This window comes from Janthinobacterium sp. YR213, from assembly GCF_900099875.1.
Lineage (GTDB): Bacteria > Pseudomonadota > Gammaproteobacteria > Burkholderiales > Burkholderiaceae_D > Janthinobacterium > Janthinobacterium lividum.
In genome coordinates this window covers 1,192,875-1,209,089 of sequence record NZ_FNDA01000001.1, presented here as the reverse complement: position 1 = coordinate 1,209,089, position 16,215 = coordinate 1,192,875, and the positions used below count along the sequence as shown (strand labels likewise).

Here is a 16,215-nt window from a genome sequence, read left to right as displayed (position 1 = left end):
ATGGTGACAGGCGGGAGTGAGCATGGGCATGGCGAATGATGCGTGATGTGCCGGGCGGCTGGCGGCCTGGCGGCGGGATGAGCAGGGCAGCGGTGCGTCGCTGTGGCCGCGCATTGCTGCTGGCGTTCTGTGTCGCCGCAGCCCCGGCCGCCGTGCCGGCTGCGCCGCCGCACCAGGGCCAGCGCGTGCTGTTTCTCAACGCCTACGATTACGGCCGCGCCGGCGTGGAGTCGTACACGCGGACCTATGTTGCCGCCATGGCCGCCGCGGGCCTGGCCAGCGAAGACATCATGGTCGAGCACCTGAACCTGAATACCCAGGGCGACCCGGCGCTGCGCAACGAGATGCGTGATTTGTTGCTTTTAAGATACACCCAGATGATGGGCCGCAAGGCCGACCTGATCATCGCCATGCAGCAGCCGGCGCTTGATTTTTTATTGTCCGACCTGGCGCCGCTGGCGCGCGGCGTGCCCGTGCTGGCGATTAACACCTCGGGCAAGGCTTTGCCGGCCGGCAGCCCGGCATCCATCTGGCAGCAAAAGGCGAATGTCGATTTCCCCGGCACCCTGGCGCAAGCCATGGCGCTGTTCCCGGATACCAAAACCATCGTCATGGCCGTCGGCGCCAGCGAGGCCGACCAGGCCTTGAAGCGCAACATGCAGCAGGCGGCGCAGGCGTGGCAGGGCAAGGTGGCCATGCGCTACCTCGATGACCTGACCCTGGAGCAGATGCGCGCGGCCGTGGCGCACCTGCCCGCCGATACCTTGCTGGTGGCGGGCAATGTCAACCGCGACGTGGACGGCGCCATCGCCACGCCCGTGCAGTTTGCAGGGGAACTGGCGCGGCTGGCGAACGTGCCCGCGTTCGGCATGTACAACACGAACGTGGGCAAGGGGATCCTTGGCGGCTCCATCCTGCACATCGAAGGGGCCGCGCAGCAGGTGGCGCAGATGTCGCTGGCCGTGTTGGCCGGCAAGGCGCCTGCCGCGCCGGGCGCCTTGCTGCCGCCGGTCCGCCCGGTGCCCATGTATGACTGGGAACAGCTGCAGCGCTGGGATGCGGACTTCAGCCGGCTGCCGCCGCACACCCTGTTCTTCAACCGCCCGCCGCAACTGTGGCACGAACACCGCGTCGCCGTGCTGTCGGCCGGCGCCGTGTTTCTTGCCATGGCGTGCATGCTGAGCGCCTTGCTGCTGCAGCGCCGCCGCCTGCGCCGCGCCGAGAGCGATGCGCGCGAAAGCGAGCAGCGCTTCCGCATCCTCGTCGAACATGCCCCCGAAGCCATCGTCGTGTATGACCTGGACCTGGACCGCTTCATCGATGCCAACAGCAGCGCGCAGCGCATGCTGGGGATGTCGCGCGAAGCGCTGCTGGCGCGCGGGCCGTTCGACCTGTATACCGGCGAGCAGCCCGATGGCCTGCCGCTGGGACTGATGATGGAAGAGCATCTGCGCCGCGCCATGCTCGGTGAACCCATCCTGGTTGAACGCAATGTGCGGCGCGCCGACGGCAGCATCTTTCCCTGCGAAGTGCGGCTGGTGCGCTTGCCGATGGAAGGGCGGCGCCTGGTGCGCAGCGGCATCGTCGACATTTCCGAGCGCAAGCAAAGCGAGCAGGAGCTGCTCGGCTACCGCGACCATCTGGAAGAATTGGTGCAGCAGCGCACGGCGGCCCTGTCGGTGGCCGTCACGGAGGCCGAATCGGCGAACCGCGCGAAAAGCGTCTTCCTGGCCAACATGAGCCACGAATTGCGCACGCCCTTGAATTCCGTGATCGGCTTTTCGCAGATGATGGCCGATTCGAGCAGCATGTTCGAGGAAGAAAAGCATAACCTGGCCATCATCAACCGCGCCGGCCATCATTTGCTGACCTTGATCAACGATATCCTGGAATTGTCGAAGATCGAGGCGGGCCGCATGCAGCTGCAAGCGGGGCCCGTGGACTTGAATGGCTTGCTCGACGAGGTGCTCGAGATGGTGCGCATGCGCTCCGGCGACCAGGGTATCGCGCTGCGGCTCGAACGTGCCGGCGTGCCGCCGCTGGTGCGTCTCGATGGCGCCAAGCTGCGCCAGGTGCTGTTGAATTTGCTGTCGAACGCGCTCAAGTTCATCGAGCAGGGCAGCGTGACCCTGTCGCTGGCCTGCCAGGCGGACGGCGATGGACAGGTGGCGCTGGCGTTTGCCGTGCGCGATACGGGCAGCGGCATCGCGGAAGAGGATCTGGAGCGCATCTTTGAACCGTTCGTGCAGGCCGACAGCGCCGTGGCGCAGGCTGGCACGGGACTGGGGCTGACCATTTCGCGCGAATTCGTGCGTCTGATGGGCGGCGAGCTGCGTGTCGAATCGACCCTGGGGGCCGGGTCCCGCTTCAGTTTCGAGCTGCGCGCGCCGGTGCTGCAGCAGCCGGCCATCGCGTCGCTGGCGCCGGGCCGCGTGGCGCGCCTGCCGCCAGCCCAACGCGGGCGCATGGTGCTGCTGGTCGACGATGATGATAACTGCCGCAAGCTGCTGGCCGGCTTGCTGGCGCCGCTGGGCTTCCAGCTGCAGGAGGCGGCGGGCGGCGTGCAGGCGCAAGCCATGCTGGCGGCGCAGCGCTACGACATTGTGCTCAGCGACTGGCGCATGCCGGACATGGACGGCCTGGCGCTGACGCGCTGGCTGCGCGCGCAGCCGGCGCTGGTGCAGCCGCGCCTGGTGATCATGACCGCCTCCGCCTTCGAGGAGGAAAAACAGGAAGCGCTGGCGGCCGGCGCCGACGGTTTCCTGCGCAAGCCGATCGAGCAGGAACACCTGTTCGCCATGCTGGAGCAGCAACTGGGCGTGCGCTTCCAGCGTACTGCCGCCGCGCCGCCGCGCGTGCCGGTGGCTGTCTTTGACTTGCAGCAGGCGCTGGGCCAGCTGGGCGCTGCCGAGCGGCAGGCGCTGCTCGAATCCGTGCAGGCCCTCGATCTGCGCCGCAGCGCCATCGTGCTGGCCGGCGTGGCGACCAGCCTGCCGCAGCTGGCCGCGCATATCGCCGCCATGCTGGAACAGCATCAGTACCAGCCGCTGTGCGCCTTGCTGGCGCAACTGGCGAGCGAGCCGCAGGGCGAGGACGCATGACTTTTCACTTGCCCAAAGACGCGCGCCTGGGCGGCGTGTCCATCGTGCTGGCCGTCAGCGTGGCGCTGACCTTTGTCGTTACCGCGCTGCTGCTGGTGTTTGCCGTGCTGTTTTACCAGTCCGAACGCGAGCAGCGCTGGCAGCAGCTGCATCGCAGCCTGGCCGTGAGCGCGGACCAGCTGGCCGTGGCCATCGAACTGCCATTGTGGAATCTCGATGAAAAGCAGATGCAGGCCATCATGCGCAGCATGCTGGGCAAGCGCGACCTGGTGGCCAGTTCCCTGACGCCGGGCATCGGCAAGGAGGCGCTGGTCTTGCGCCGCACGGCAAGCGGCGCCATCGACAGCTTTTCCTCGTTGTCCGCGGAGCCCGACTGGCTGGTGCAGCGGCGCCCCGTGACGATGGGCGGACAGGTCATCGGCAGCGTGGCCGTGTATGCGACGCCGGCGCTGCTGCACGCGCAGCTGCAGCAGCGCGCGCTGGGCATCGGCGCCATGATCGTGGCGCTCGACGTGATCCTGGTGGCCAGCGTCTGGTTGCTCATGTGGTGTCTGATGCTCAAGCCCCTGAAGGCGATTGGCCAGTATGCGGCCGGCATCAAGGCGGGGCAGGGTGAAGCATTCGGCACGCCGCCGAAAGCCTGGTTCCTGGGCGAACTACGCACGCTGTACCGCTCCATCCGCGACATGGTGGCACTGCTCGACAGCCGCTACCGCGCCCTGCAGCGCAGCGAGGAGCGCGTGCAGATGGCCACCGGCGCGGCCAGCATCGGCATCTGGGACTGGAACGTCATCAACGATGCCTTGCAGTGGGATGAGCAGATGTACGCGCAGTTCAAGGCCGATGCGGACAGCAGGATGGCACCCGCGGCGATCTGGCGCGCGGCGCTGATGCCCGACGACGTGCCGGCCGCCAAGGAAGCCCTGCGTGCCGCGCTGGGAGCCGGCCAGGCGTTCACGCACGAGTACCGCATCCTGTGGCCCGATGGCGCCATCCGCTACATCAAGGCCGATGCCGTGATCTTCCGCGACGGGCAGGGCCAGCCCATGCGTCTGGTGGGCTCGAACTACGACATCACGGCGCACCGCGAGGCCGAACTGGAACTGCTGCGCCACCGCCATCACCTGGAAGAGCTGGTGGCCGAGCGCACGAGCGCCCTGTCGGTGGCCGTCAGCCAGGCGCAGGCGGCGAACCGCGCCAAGAGTACCTTCCTGGCGAACATGAGCCATGAACTGCGCACGCCCTTGAATTCCGTGATCGGCTTTTCGCGCCTGATGGCCGCCTCGCCTAACATGCAGGACGATGAAAAGCGCAACCTGGCCATCATTCACCGCTCCGGCAATCATCTGCTTACCCTGATCAATGAAATCCTCGAACTGTCGAAGGGCGAGGCGGGACGCCTGCACGCGCAGACGGCCGTGGCGGCGCTGGCGCCCCTGTTGCAGGAAGTGATGGACATGCTGGGCATGCGCGCCGAGCAGCAGGGCCTGGCCCTGCGCCTCGATTGCGCGGACCTGCCGGCGGCCGTGGTGCTCGACGCGACGCGCTTGCGCCAGGTGCTGCTGAACCTGATGTCGAATGCCGTCAAATTTGCCGGCGGCGGCGAAGTGACCTTGCGCGTGCGCGCTGAGCGGCGCGATGGCGATCAATGGATGCTGTCGTTCGCCGTCAGCGACACGGGCATCGGCATCGCCCCGGAAGACCAGCAGCGCATTTTTGAACCCTTCGTGCAGGCCGACAGCGCGGGACCGAAGGATGGCACGGGCCTGGGCCTGGCCATTTCGCGCGAATTCGTGCAATTGATGAAAGGCGAACTGACAGTGGAATCGATGCCGGGGCAGGGCGCCACCTTCCGTTTCAGCATACCCGCGCAGGCGGCGGAAGCGCCCGTGCAGGTGCCCGTGCCGCTGCCGGCGGCGCCGGTGCCCGAGGCGCCGCCGGCGCTGCGGGCGCGAGACTTGCTGTTGCTGGCAGGTGAAGAGCGCGCGGCCTTGCTGGTGGCGCTGCGCGAATTGAATCTGGCCAGGGTGGCGCTGCTGCTGGGTGACTTGCCGCCGGCGGCTGCGCCCGTGCTGGCGCCGCTGCAGGCCATGCTCGACCAGCATCAGTACCGCCAGCTGTGCGACTTGCTGGAGAATGAGGGCGCGCCGGCGCACGCTTGAAAAGTGTGGGCTGACAACATCGGATTCGATGAAAAGACGGGCTAAGTGCCACCGATGGATGGTGCTAAATTGCAATAAAGATTATGATGATAGTACGTAGTTCATCGCAAAGAAATGTCTTGTCCAGCGCGGCAACGGATCGCCGCGCCTCATCCAAAGCTGAGAGAACTGCTACATGCACCGCGATTTTTCGGAAGTGAACTCGAAGGGCGAAGTACTGATCGTTGAAGATACGCCGGCTTCGCTGAAGCTGTTGAGCGATTTGCTGGGCGGCGCCGGCTATGCGGTGCGCCAGGCGCCGAACGGTGAACTGGCCCTGTGGACGGCCCAGGCGCGCCCGCCGGAGCTGATCCTGCTCGACGTGCGCATGCCGGGCCTCGACGGCTTTGAAGTGTGCCGCCGCCTGAAGGAAATACCGTCCCTGCGCCAGGTGCCGGTGATCTTCCTGTCGGCCCAGTACGATACGGACGACAAGGTGCGGGGCTTCGCGCTGGGCGCCGTCGATTTCATCGCCAAGCCCTTCCAGGCCGAGGAAATCCTGGCCCGTACGGACGCCCACGTGCGCCTGGCGCGGGCGCAGCTGCAGCTGGCGCAGGAGCGAGCCAACCTGGAGCGGCGCGTGGCCGAACGCACTGCCGAACTGGAACAGGTGGCCAGCACCCTGGCGCGCGAAGTGCAGATCCGCCGCGCCAATGAAGAATTGCTGCGCCTGTCGGGCCAGGTCTTTGAAGCGACCCAGGACGCCATCCTGATCACGGATCCTGCCGGCGTCATCGTCACGGCCAATCCCGCCTTTACGCGCATCACCGGCTACGCGGCGCAGGAAGTGGTGGGCACGGACATCCTGCGCCTGCATGCCGAACACACGGGCGAGGCGGTGCTGCTGGCCCTGCGCCAGGGCTTGCGCAGCAGCGGCTGCTGGTCGGGCGAGGTGCAGACGCGGCGCAAGAGCGGCGACACCTATCCCTGCCTGCTCAGCGCCTCCACCGTGCACGGCCCCGATGGCGCCGTCGTCAACTACATCGGCGTCTTCCTCGACATCAGCGAGCGCAAGGCCGAGCAGCATCTGATCGATTTCCTCTCCTACCACGACGCGCTGACGGGCTTGCCGAACCGCGTGCTGCTGCGCGAGCGCTTCGAACAGGCGCGCGCGAACGCCCTGCGCGACAGCCAGCAAGTGGTGCTGATGTGCCTGGACCTGGACCGCTTCAAGAACATCAACGATTCGCACGGCCAGGCCGTGGGCGACAAGGCGCTGCAAGTGGTGGCGCGTTTCCTGTCCGGCTGCGTGCGCGAGGGCGACACGGTGGTGCGCCAGGGCGGCGACGAATTCCAGATCCTGCTGCAGGACGATGCCCTGCTGGGGCGCACCCTGGGGCTGGCGCAAACCATCCTGGCCGGCTTGCGCGAAGAACTCAGCGTCGATGGCGAGCGCCTGGCGCTGACCACCAGCATCGGCATCGCCATGTGCCCGGCCGACGGCGACAGCCTCGACGACGTGCTGCGCCACGCCGATACGGCCCTGGTGCGCGCCAAGGAAATGGGACGCGACCATTACGCCTTCTTCACGGAGCGCATGGGCAGCGATATCCGCGCCCGCCTGGCGATGCAGCAGCAGCTGCGCGGCGCCATCGGCCGCGATGAATTTGAAGTGCACTACCAGCCGCAGATGTGCTTGCGCACGGGCGCCTTGCTGGGCGCGGAAGCCTTGCTGCGCTGGGATAATCCGGTGCTGGGCAAGGTGCCGCCCGGCCTGTTCATCGCGCTGGCAGAGGAATATGGCTCGATCACGGCCATCGGCGAATGGGTGCTCGAAAGCGTGTGCGCGCAGATCCGCGCCTGGCACGACGCGGGCCTGGGCAGCATCAAGGTGGCCGTCAACCTGTCCGGCAAGCAGTTCGCGCAAGACCGCACGGTGCCGTTCGTCGAGGCGGCCTTGCGCAAATACGCCATCGCGCCCGCCTGCCTGGGCATCGAGATCACGGAGAGCACCGTGATGGGCGATCCGGACAAGGCCGTGGCGGCCCTCACGCGCCTGAAGGATATCGGCGTGGGCATTTCGCTCGACGACTTCGGCACCGGCTATTCCAGCCTGGGCTACCTGAAGCGCTTTCCCATCGACGTGCTGAAGATCGACAAATCGTTCGTCGACGATGTCACCACCAGTAGCAGCGATGCGGCCATCGCCCGTTCCGTCATCTCGCTGGCGCACAACCTGGACATGCGCGTCATCGCCGAAGGCGTGGAAACGCGCGAGCAGGTCGACTTCCTGACGGAACACGGCTGCGACGAAATGCAGGGCTATTACTTCAGCCGCCCCCTGGATGCGGAAGCCTTCACGGCCTTGCTGCGCGAACGGCGCACCCTGGCCGTGGCGGCGGCCTAAGCGCCGCGGTGCGGCCGATGCACCATGCCGGTGCGTTCGCTGCAGCGCGGTGCACGATTCTCACTTTTATTTCCCCTGACGCTGGCACATATCCTGCTTAGGTAATCGCTTATTTACGCGATTGCCCCGCATGCCAGACAGTACCCCTCCAGCCATGCTTTTGCAGGCCAGCGCGCACGGCGCCTGGCAGGCGCACTTGCGCCTGGGCTTTGCGCTGCACGATGGCGTCAGCCGCCTCGTCGAGCGCACGCACAGCGGCCCCCTGCGCGTGCAAAAGCCCCTGTATCCGGAGGGTGATCGCGTCTGCCACGCCATCATCGTCCATCCGCCCGGCGGCGTGGTGGGCGGCGACCAGCTGGCCGTCGACGCCACGGTGGGCGCGGGTGCGCACGCCTTGCTCACGTCCCCGGGCGCCGCCAAGTGGTACCGCGCCAACGGCCATGTCTCGGGCCAGCACATCATGCTGCGCGCCGCTAGCGGTGCGGCTATCGAGTGGCTGCCGCAGGAGAGCATTTTCTTCGACCAGGCTTGCGTGCGCCTGCGCCACGAGGTGGACCTGGCGCCGGACGCGGGCTACATCGGCTGCGACATCGTCTGCCTGGGCCGCAGCGCCTCGGGCGAAATGTTCAACACGGGCAGCATCAGCCAGCAGGTGCGGATCCGCCGCGGCGGCAAGCTGCTGTGGTGGGAGCAGGGCTTGCTGGCCGCCGGCGGCGCGCTGATGGCCAGCCCACTGGGCCTGGGAGGCCACACCGTGTGCGCCACCCTGATCGCCATCGGCACGCCCGTTTCTCCCGCCGTGCTGGCGGCCGTGCGCGAGATCGCCGTGCCGGAAGGCGCCGCGTTTGGCGCCACGCACATGAAATCGCTGGTGGCGGTGCGCCTGCTGTGCGGCGACAGCGAGGCGGCGCGCCGCATCATGCTGGCCGCCTGGCAGTTGCTGCGTCCCGCCATGCTGGGACGCGACGCCGTCGTGCCCCGCATCTGGAACACTTAATCAGGAAAGAAACGCAAGGAAAATCATGGACCTGACTCCCCGCGAAAAAGACAAGCTGCTCATTTTTACGGCCGCGCTGCTGGCCGAACGGCGCCTGGCGCGCGGCTTGAAGTTGAATTATCCGGAAGCGGTGGCCCTGATCAGCGCGGCCATCATGGAAGGGGCGCGCGATGGCAAGTCGGTGGCGCAGCTGATGTCGGACGGTACGAAGATACTCTCGCGCGCCGACGTCATGGACGGCATCGCCGAGATGATCCCTGATATCCAGGTGGAGGCGACCTTCCCCGACGGCAGCAAGCTGGTCACCGTGCACCACCCGATACCTTAACCAACCAAGCGACATTACAGGAGCCGGTCATGACCCCAGGCGAATACAAATTGGAAGAAGGCGAAATCAGCTTGAATGCCGGACGCGCCACGGCCACCGTGGTAGTGGCCAACCGGGGCGACCGGCCGATCCAGGTGGGCTCGCATTTCCACTTTTTCGAAGTCAACCCTGCGCTGTCCTTCGAGCGCTGGCGCGCCTACGGCATGCGCCTCAATATCACGGCCGGTACGGCCGTGCGCTTCGAGCCGGGCCAGCAGCGCACGGTGGAACTGGTGGCGCTGGCGGGCGAGCGCAAGGTCTACGGCTTCAATGGCGCAGTGATGGGCGAACTGCAAGATACTCCACCGGGAAAGGATTGAGATGGCCAGCATTCCCCGCAGCGCGTATGCCGAAATGTTCGGTCCCACCAAGGGCGACCGCATCCGCCTGGCCGACACGGAACTGTTCATCGAGATCGAGCATGACTACGCGATCTACGGCGAAGAGGTGAAATTCGGCGGCGGCAAGGTGATCCGCGACGGCATGGGCCAGTCGCAGCGCTGCGCGGCCGAGGTGATGGATACCGTCATCACGAATGCCGTCATCCTCGACCACTGGGGCATCGTGAAGGCCGATATCGGCCTGAAAAACGGGCTGATCTTCGGCATCGGCAAGGCGGGCAATCCCGACATCCAGCCCGGCGTGACCCTGGTTATTGGCGGCGCCACCGAGATCATCGCCGGCGAAGGCTTGATCGTCACGGCCGGCGGCGTCGATACCCACATCCACTTCATCTGCCCGCAGCAGATCGAGGAAGCGCTGATGAGCGGCGTGACCACCATGCTGGGCGGCGGCACGGGACCGGCCGTGGGCACGGCCGCCACCACTTGCACGCCGGGGCCGTGGCACTTGCACGCCATGCTGGCGGCGGCCGATGCCTTCCCGATGAACCTGGGCTTCATGGGGAAAGGTAACGTCAGCCTGCCGCTGCCGCTGGAAGAGCAGGTGCGCGCGGGCGCCATCGGGCTGAAACTGCACGAAGACTGGGGCAGCACGCCGGCCGCCATCGACAACTGCCTGTCCGTCGCGGACCGCATGGATATCCAGGTGGCGCTGCACAGCGATACCCTCAACGAAGGCGGTTTTCTCGAACACACCTTGGCCGCCTTCAAGGACCGCACCATCCACACGTTCCACACGGAAGGGGCGGGCGGGGGCCATGCGCCCGACATCATCGCCGCCGTGGGCCAGGCCAACGTGCTGCCTTCGTCGACCAATCCCACGCGGCCTTTCACCGTCAACACGCTCGACGAGCACCTGGACATGCTGATGGTGTGCCACCACCTGGACCCGGCCATTGCCGAAGACGTGGCCTTTGCCGAGTCGCGCATCCGCCGCGAAACCATCGCCGCGGAAGACATCCTGCACGACATCGGCGCCATTTCGATGATGTCGTCCGATTCGCAAGCGATGGGGCGAGTCGGCGAAGTGATCATGCGCACCTGGCAGACGGCGCACAAGATGAAGGTGCAGCGGGGGGCGCTGGCGCCCGACACGGCGCGCAGCGACAATTTCCGCGCCAAGCGCTATATCGCAAAGTACACGATCAACCCGGCCATCACGCATGGGATCTCGCACGTGGTGGGCTCGATCGAGGCGGGCAAGATCGCCGACATCGTGCTGTGGAAGCCGGCCTTCTTCGGCGTCAAGCCGTCGATGATTCTAAAAGGCGGCATGATCGCGGCCGCGCAGATGGGCGACCCGAACGCCTCGATCCCCACGCCGCAGCCCGTGCACTACCGCATGATGTTCGGCGCCTTCGGCGGCGGCCTGAAAAAGTCGTTTACCTTTGTCTCGCAGGCAGCCTACGACCTCGATATCGGCCACCAGCTGAAACTGAATAAATCCATCATCGCCGTGAAGAACATGCGCGGCTTGCGCAAGCACGACATGATCCACAACAGCGCCACGCCGCACATGGAAGTGGACCCGGAAACCTACGCCGTGCGCGCCGACGGCCAGCTGCTCGTGTGCGAGGCGGCCGCCGTGCTGCCGATGGCGCAGCGCTATTTTCTATTTTAAGCAGGAGACAATCATGCTCACATTGCATACCAAGCTGGCACCTGGCGATGAACGCGCGCCGTTTGCGCAACTGGTTCTGCCCTACGACCAGCGCGAAAAATGCCGGCTGCGCGCCGTGCTGTCGACTGGCGACGATGTGGCCGTGTTTACCGTGCGCGGCACGGTGCTGCGCGATGGCGAGCGCATGACGGGGCCGGATGGCCAGGTGGTGCAGATCGTCGCCGCGCGCGAACCGACCTACCTGGTGCGCTGCGCGGATGCGCATACCCTGCTGCGCTGCGCTTTTCACCTGGGGAACCGCCACACGCAGGCGCAGGTGGGCGACGGCTTTTTGCGCATCCGCAAGGATGTCGTGCTGAAGGAGATGCTGGAAGGCTTGCAGGCGAGCGTGACGGAAGAAAGCGCGCCGTTCGAGCCGGAAGCTGGCGCGTATGGCGGCGGCCATGGCCACCACGACGGCCATGACCAGCATTTGCTGGCGCCCGTGCCGCTGCGGCAGAAAATCCACCGCCCCGGTGACACTGCATGATGCAGGCGTCCGCCCTGCTGCATTTGCTGCAGTTTGCCAGTCCGGCCTTGCCGATTGGCGCCTACAGCTATTCGCAGGGGCTGGAGGCGGCGCTCGAATCCGGCCTGGTAGTGGATGCGGCCACGGCGCGCGAGTGGATCGCCCAGCATCTGACGCACGTGGTGGCGCGTTGGGAAGCCCCGCTGTGCTGGCGCTTGATGCAAGCGTTCGAAGCGCAGGATTTGTGCGCCGTGCAGCGCTGGAGCGAGCGTTTCATCGCTTCGCGCGACACGGCGGAATTTCGCGCCGAAACCATCCAGATGGGCTATTCGCTGACCAAGTTGCTGGCCGAGCTGGGCGTGGCCGACGGCGTGCTGATCGACATGCTGCAGGGCCAGCCGGAGGTGGCCTTGCCCACGGCCTATGCCTGCGCCGTGGCGGCACTGGCGATTCCGCGCGAAGAGGCGCTGTTGGCCATGCTGTTCGCGTGGGCGGAAAACCAGGTGCTCGTCTGCGTGAAATCCGTGCCGCTGGGGCAGGTGGCGGGCCAGCGATTGCTGCTGTCGCTGCGCCCGGAGCTGGAAGCGGCGGCCCTCACGGCGCAAACGTTGGCAGACGACGAGATGGGCAACTGGGCGCCCGGCCTGTCGCTGCTGTCGATGCGGCACGAAGTGCAGTACAGCCGGCTGTACCGTTCCTGACAATTTTATGAGAGAGCAAAAAATGACATCGATCACCTCCAATCCCTTGCGCGTGGGCATCGGCGGCCCCGTCGGATCGGGCAAGACGGCCCTGTGCGAAATGCTGTGCAAGGGCATGCGCGAGCGCTACGACATGGCTGTCATCACGAATGACATCTACACCAAGGAAGACATGGAAATCCTGCTGCGCGCGGATGCCTTGCCGGCCGAGCGCCTGATGGGCGTGGAGACGGGCGGCTGCCCGCACACGGCCATCCGCGAAGACGCGTCCATCAACCTGGAAGCGATCGCGCGCATGCAGGCAGATTTTCCGAATCTCGATTTGATCCTGGTCGAATCGGGCGGGGACAATCTGGCCGCCACCTTCAGTCCGGAATTGTCGGACCTCACCATTTATGTGATCGACGTGGCCGGCGGCGAAAAGATCCCACGCAAGGGCGGGCCCGGCATCACGCGTTCCGATTTGCTCATTATTAACAAGACGGACCTGGCGCCGTATGTGGGGGCCAATCTGGACATCATGGCGCAGGATGCCAAACGCATGCGCGGCGAGCGCCCCTTCGTGTTCACCAACCTGCGCAGCGGCGACGGCGTGCAGGTCGTCATTGATTTTATCCGCGAGCAAGGTTTGCTCGATCAACCAGGCAAGGAGCTGCAATGAGCGCAAGACTGATGAAGAATACGGCCGCCGTGGCGGTGCTGTGCCTGCTGGCCTTGCCCGCCATGGCCCACCCCGGCCATGGCGAGAGCGCCGGTTTCCTGGCCGGTTTCGCCCATCCGTTCACGGGCATCGACCATTTGCTGGCCATGCTGGGCGTGGGCATCTGGGGCGGCCAGCAGCGCCGCGGCTTGGCCCAGCCCGCCACTTTCCTCTGCATGATGCTGCTCGGCGCGCTGGCAGGCATGGCGGGCGTGGCGGTACCCGGGCTGGAAACGGGTATCGCCGCCACGGTGGCGCTGGTGGGACTGGCCATCGCGCTGGCGCTGGCCTTGCCGAACTGGCTGGGCATGGGATTGGTGGGCCTGTTTGCGCTGGCGCATGGCAATGCTCATGGCCAGGAATTGCCTGCCGCCTCGGCCGCGTGCGGCTTCCTGCTGGCTTCGGCCACCTTGCTGGGGGCGGGACGTTTCATCGGCCAGGTACTGGCCGAGCGCATGCTGCGCCTGGCCGGCGTGGCCATGACGGCCGCCGGCGTGGTGCTGATGGGAATGAATTAAGCGCCGGGGCGCTTCTCGGACAGCACGATGGGCGCCGCCTTTTCAGGATGCAAGCCCTGATGGCCCGCATACACGGCGGCGATGGCGGCCATGTCGGCGTCCTTGTCGCCCGTCAGATAGATATGGTCGACGACGCCCAGCACCTTGTTCGGGTAGTCGATATACACCAGCAACAGCGGCACCTTGGCGGCCAGGGCCAGGTGATAAAAGCCGCTCTTCCAGTTCGGGCGGTAGCTGCGCGTCGCTTCCGGCGTGATGGCCAGCCAGTACCAGTCGGCGGCCAGCATGCGCTCGGCCTGGCGCTGGATCGTGCCGCTGGTGGTACTGCGGTCGACGGGTTCGCCACCGAGGTAGCGCAGCACCTTGCCCATCGGGCCGCGGAACAGGGAATCCTTGGCCAGCCAGCGGAACGGCAGGGACAGCGCCCATTTGCCGAACAGGCCCACCATGAAATCCCAGTTGGACGTGTGCGGGTAGACGACGGCGATGCCGCGCGGTCCCGGCAGGGGACGGAAGCGCATGCGCCAGCCAAACAGGTGCAGCACGCGCAGCGCGCAGCGCTGGTGCCAGGTCGGCAAGTCGCCCGCTTGTACAAATAAATCGTCCATTGATACCCTTCAGTGACACTGTTCTTAATGGGATGGCGCTGGTGGCCATTTTCCTTGAAGCAAAAATTCTGCGCAGGCATTCTATACGGGGCTGGCGATGGCGACAAGCAGCCGAGGCCGCTATTCATGCGGTGTCGGGGCGGTTGCTGCCGCTATTTTAACGATGCTTGGCCACTGTGTCGGGCACTAAATGCGCACAATGTGGTCAAAACTTGACGCAGCGTTGATCCACCCGACATGGAGCCATGGCATGAAAAACAACATCGATGATGTAAATGGGGAGCATGTGCGAACGGACAAAGTGATGGCCGAGCTCGTCGAGCGAGGCGTCGCTTTTCATCACACCCTGGGACGGACGGTGGCGACAGCCTATTTGCGCGAACACGCGGTACCGGTCGAGGTGATACGCCGGGTCTTCAGCAGCGTGCAGGCGCGTCGTCCGGCCCGGCCGGCACGGCGCCGATGGCGCTGACGATGGGGAGCGGCGGTGTCATTAAAAAAAGCGGCGAAAACGGCGGGCGCCGCGATCGTCACGCAGTGAGTTGCGTTGGTATCGTTGCGTCCGCCGCCGGTGGGGGATGAGCGGGGATGAGCAGCTTAGTGCCGCTCAGGGAGCTCTCAGGGTATTCTCAGGGAGTCTCAGGGAGCCGTTCAGGCGTGTGCCGCCAGTGCCGGGTAGTCCGTGTAACCGGCAGCGTCCGCTGCGTACAGGGTATCCGGGTTCAGGGGATTCAATGGCGCGTCGCTGTGCAGGCGGATGGGCAGGTCGGGGTTGGCGATGAACCACAGGCCAAAGGCCACGGCATCGGCTTCACCGTTGGCCAGCAGGGCTTCGGCCGCCGCCTTGTCCATTTTCTCGTTGGCAATGTACACGCCGCCAAATTCCTGCTTCAGGTACGGGCCCAGGCGGTCGTCGCCCAGCGCTTCGCGGGCGCAGATGAAGGCGATGCCGCGTTTGCCCAGCTCGCGTGCCACATAGCCGAAGGTGGCGCGCGGGTCGGAATCTCCCATGTCGTGCGCATCGCGGCGCGGTGCCAGATGCATGCCCACCTTGTCCGCGCCCCAGACTTCGATGCACGCGTCCGTCACTTCCAGCATCAGGCGGGCGCGGTTTTCAACGGAGCCGCCATAGTTGTCGGTACGCAAGTTGGTGCTGTCTTGCAGGAACTGGTCGAGCAAATAACCATTCGCACCGTGGATTTCCACGCCGTCGAAACCGGCTTTTTTCGCATTCTCGGCGCCCAGGCGGTAGGCTGCCACGATGCCGGGGATTTCTTCCGTGTCCAGCGCGCGTGGCGTGACGAATTCCTGTTTCGGGCGCAGCAGGCTCACGTGGCCGGCCGGCTTGACGGCGCTGGGCGCCACGGGCAAGTCGCCATCGAGGAAGACGGGGGCGGAAATGCGGCCCACATGCCACAGTTGCAATACGATCAAGCCGCCTGCGTCATGCACGGCCTGGGTGATGTGTTTCCAGCCTTCCACCTGTTCCTCGGACCAGATGCCCGGCGTGTCGGCATAGCCCACGCCTTGGGGCGTGACGGCCGTCGCTTCCGAGATGATCATGCCGGCCGAAGCGCGCTGCGTGTAGTACTCGGTCATCAGGGCGTTGGGCACGCGGCCCGGGTTGCCGGCGCGCGAACGCGTCAGCGGCGCCATGATGATGCGGTTTTTCAGTTGCAAACTGCCGATGGTGATGGGGTCGAATAAAGTTGCCATGATTGTCATTTCCTTGTTGGGGCCGCTCGGGCGGCGTTGAGACGGAGTTATCGAGATGAAAGCTGTACTTACAAACCTTGCTGCATGTGATCGAGAAAGGCTTCGATGGTGGCTTCGTTGCGGCTGAAGAAACTCCATTGACCCACCTTGGTTGCCGAAATCAGGCCCGCCTTCTGCAAGCTGGCCAGGTGCGCCGAGACCGTCGATTGCGACAGGTTCAGGCGGCGGTCGATCAGGCCGGCGCATACGCCCAGGTGCAGCGGGTGATCCTGCTCCTGGAAATACAGCTGCGGCTCCTTGAGCCATTGCAAAATCTGTCGGCGCACCGGATTGGCCAGCGCCTTGTGGATGGCGTCGATATCCATATTGTTTCTCCTGAATATACAATTCGCTTTTCAGCGATGTATATATCGTAGTTGTTCAATTCTA

Annotated in this window: 15 protein-coding genes; 12 read left to right on the top strand and 3 right to left on the bottom strand. The window is 65.6% G+C overall.

All coding sequences use genetic code 11. The annotated features are described in order from the left end of the window. Positions 1 to 77: 77 nt before the first annotated feature. The 11 genes from BLT98_RS05315 (at position 78) to BLT98_RS05265 (ending at position 13,462) form a co-directional block, all read left to right on the top strand. Positions 78 to 3,101: a sensor histidine kinase gene (locus BLT98_RS05315; protein WP_139179104.1), complete on the top strand. Its 3,024-nt coding sequence runs from the start codon at positions 78 to 80 to the stop codon at positions 3,099 to 3,101. Next, positions 3,098 to 5,263, top strand: a complete 2,166-nt coding sequence (locus BLT98_RS05310) for a sensor histidine kinase (protein WP_092605747.1) — start codon at positions 3,098 to 3,100, stop codon at positions 5,261 to 5,263. The genes BLT98_RS05315 and BLT98_RS05310 overlap by 4 nt, the downstream gene beginning before the upstream one ends. Positions 5,264 to 5,438: 175 nt before the next feature. After that, entirely contained in the window at positions 5,439 to 7,649 is a 2,211-nt protein-coding gene (locus tag BLT98_RS05305) for an EAL domain-containing response regulator (protein ID WP_092605745.1), read from the top strand. Between the two features lie 130 nt (positions 7,650 to 7,779). Next, on the top strand, positions 7,780 to 8,646 hold the full coding sequence (locus BLT98_RS05300) for an urease accessory protein UreD (RefSeq protein ID WP_092605743.1): 867 nt from the start codon (positions 7,780 to 7,782) through the stop codon (positions 8,644 to 8,646). Positions 8,647 to 8,671: 25 nt separating this feature from the next. Continuing rightward, on the top strand, positions 8,672 to 8,974 hold the full coding sequence (locus tag BLT98_RS05295; protein ID WP_034751936.1) for an urease subunit gamma: 303 nt from the start codon (positions 8,672 to 8,674) through the stop codon (positions 8,972 to 8,974). Between the two features lie 29 nt (positions 8,975 to 9,003). Then, positions 9,004 to 9,333: an urease subunit beta gene (locus tag BLT98_RS05290; protein ID WP_092605741.1), complete on the top strand. Its 330-nt coding sequence runs from the start codon at positions 9,004 to 9,006 to the stop codon at positions 9,331 to 9,333. Position 9,334: 1 nt separating this feature from the next. Then, entirely contained in the window at positions 9,335 to 11,035 is a 1,701-nt protein-coding gene (gene ureC, locus BLT98_RS05285) for an urease subunit alpha (protein ID WP_092605739.1), read from the top strand. A gap of 13 nt (positions 11,036 to 11,048) precedes the next feature. Next, positions 11,049 to 11,564 (top strand): urease accessory protein UreE, encoded by a 516-nt coding sequence (gene ureE, locus BLT98_RS05280; protein WP_092605737.1) that lies wholly within the window; start codon positions 11,049 to 11,051, stop codon positions 11,562 to 11,564. Next, positions 11,564 to 12,244, top strand: coding sequence for an urease accessory protein UreF (locus tag BLT98_RS05275; RefSeq protein ID WP_070258072.1), 681 nt, complete (start codon positions 11,564 to 11,566; stop codon positions 12,242 to 12,244). The genes ureE and BLT98_RS05275 overlap by 1 nt, the downstream gene beginning before the upstream one ends. A 22-nt stretch (positions 12,245 to 12,266) precedes the next feature. Next, positions 12,267 to 12,905 carry an urease accessory protein UreG gene (gene ureG / locus BLT98_RS05270; protein WP_034783159.1) on the top strand — a complete coding sequence of 213 codons (639 nt, stop codon included), beginning with the start codon at positions 12,267 to 12,269 and terminating at the stop codon, positions 12,903 to 12,905. After that, positions 12,902 to 13,462, top strand: coding sequence for a HupE/UreJ family protein (locus BLT98_RS05265; RefSeq protein ID WP_244517391.1), 561 nt, complete (start codon positions 12,902 to 12,904; stop codon positions 13,460 to 13,462). The genes ureG and BLT98_RS05265 overlap by 4 nt, the downstream gene beginning before the upstream one ends. Here BLT98_RS05265 and BLT98_RS05260 read toward each other — a convergent pair. Further along, positions 13,459 to 14,070, bottom strand: coding sequence for a 1-acyl-sn-glycerol-3-phosphate acyltransferase (locus BLT98_RS05260; protein WP_092605733.1), 612 nt, complete (start codon positions 14,068 to 14,070; stop codon positions 13,459 to 13,461). The genes BLT98_RS05265 and BLT98_RS05260 overlap by 4 nt on opposite strands. Positions 14,071 to 14,320: 250 nt before the next feature. Here BLT98_RS05260 and BLT98_RS28690 point away from each other — a divergent pair, with 250 nt between their 5' ends. Beyond that, positions 14,321 to 14,542, top strand: coding sequence for a hypothetical protein (locus BLT98_RS28690; RefSeq protein WP_070258079.1), 222 nt, complete (start codon positions 14,321 to 14,323; stop codon positions 14,540 to 14,542). Positions 14,543 to 14,721: 179 nt separating this feature from the next. Here BLT98_RS28690 and BLT98_RS05255 read toward each other — a convergent pair whose 3' ends face one another. After that, the gene (locus tag BLT98_RS05255; protein ID WP_092605731.1) at positions 14,722 to 15,786 is read right to left on the bottom strand and encodes an alkene reductase; all 1,065 of its coding nucleotides are present in this window, start codon (positions 15,784 to 15,786) and stop codon (positions 14,722 to 14,724) included. Between the two features lie 68 nt (positions 15,787 to 15,854). Beyond that, entirely contained in the window at positions 15,855 to 16,151 is a 297-nt protein-coding gene (locus BLT98_RS05250; protein ID WP_092605729.1) for an ArsR/SmtB family transcription factor, read from the bottom strand. Positions 16,152 to 16,215: the final 64 nt, after the last annotated feature.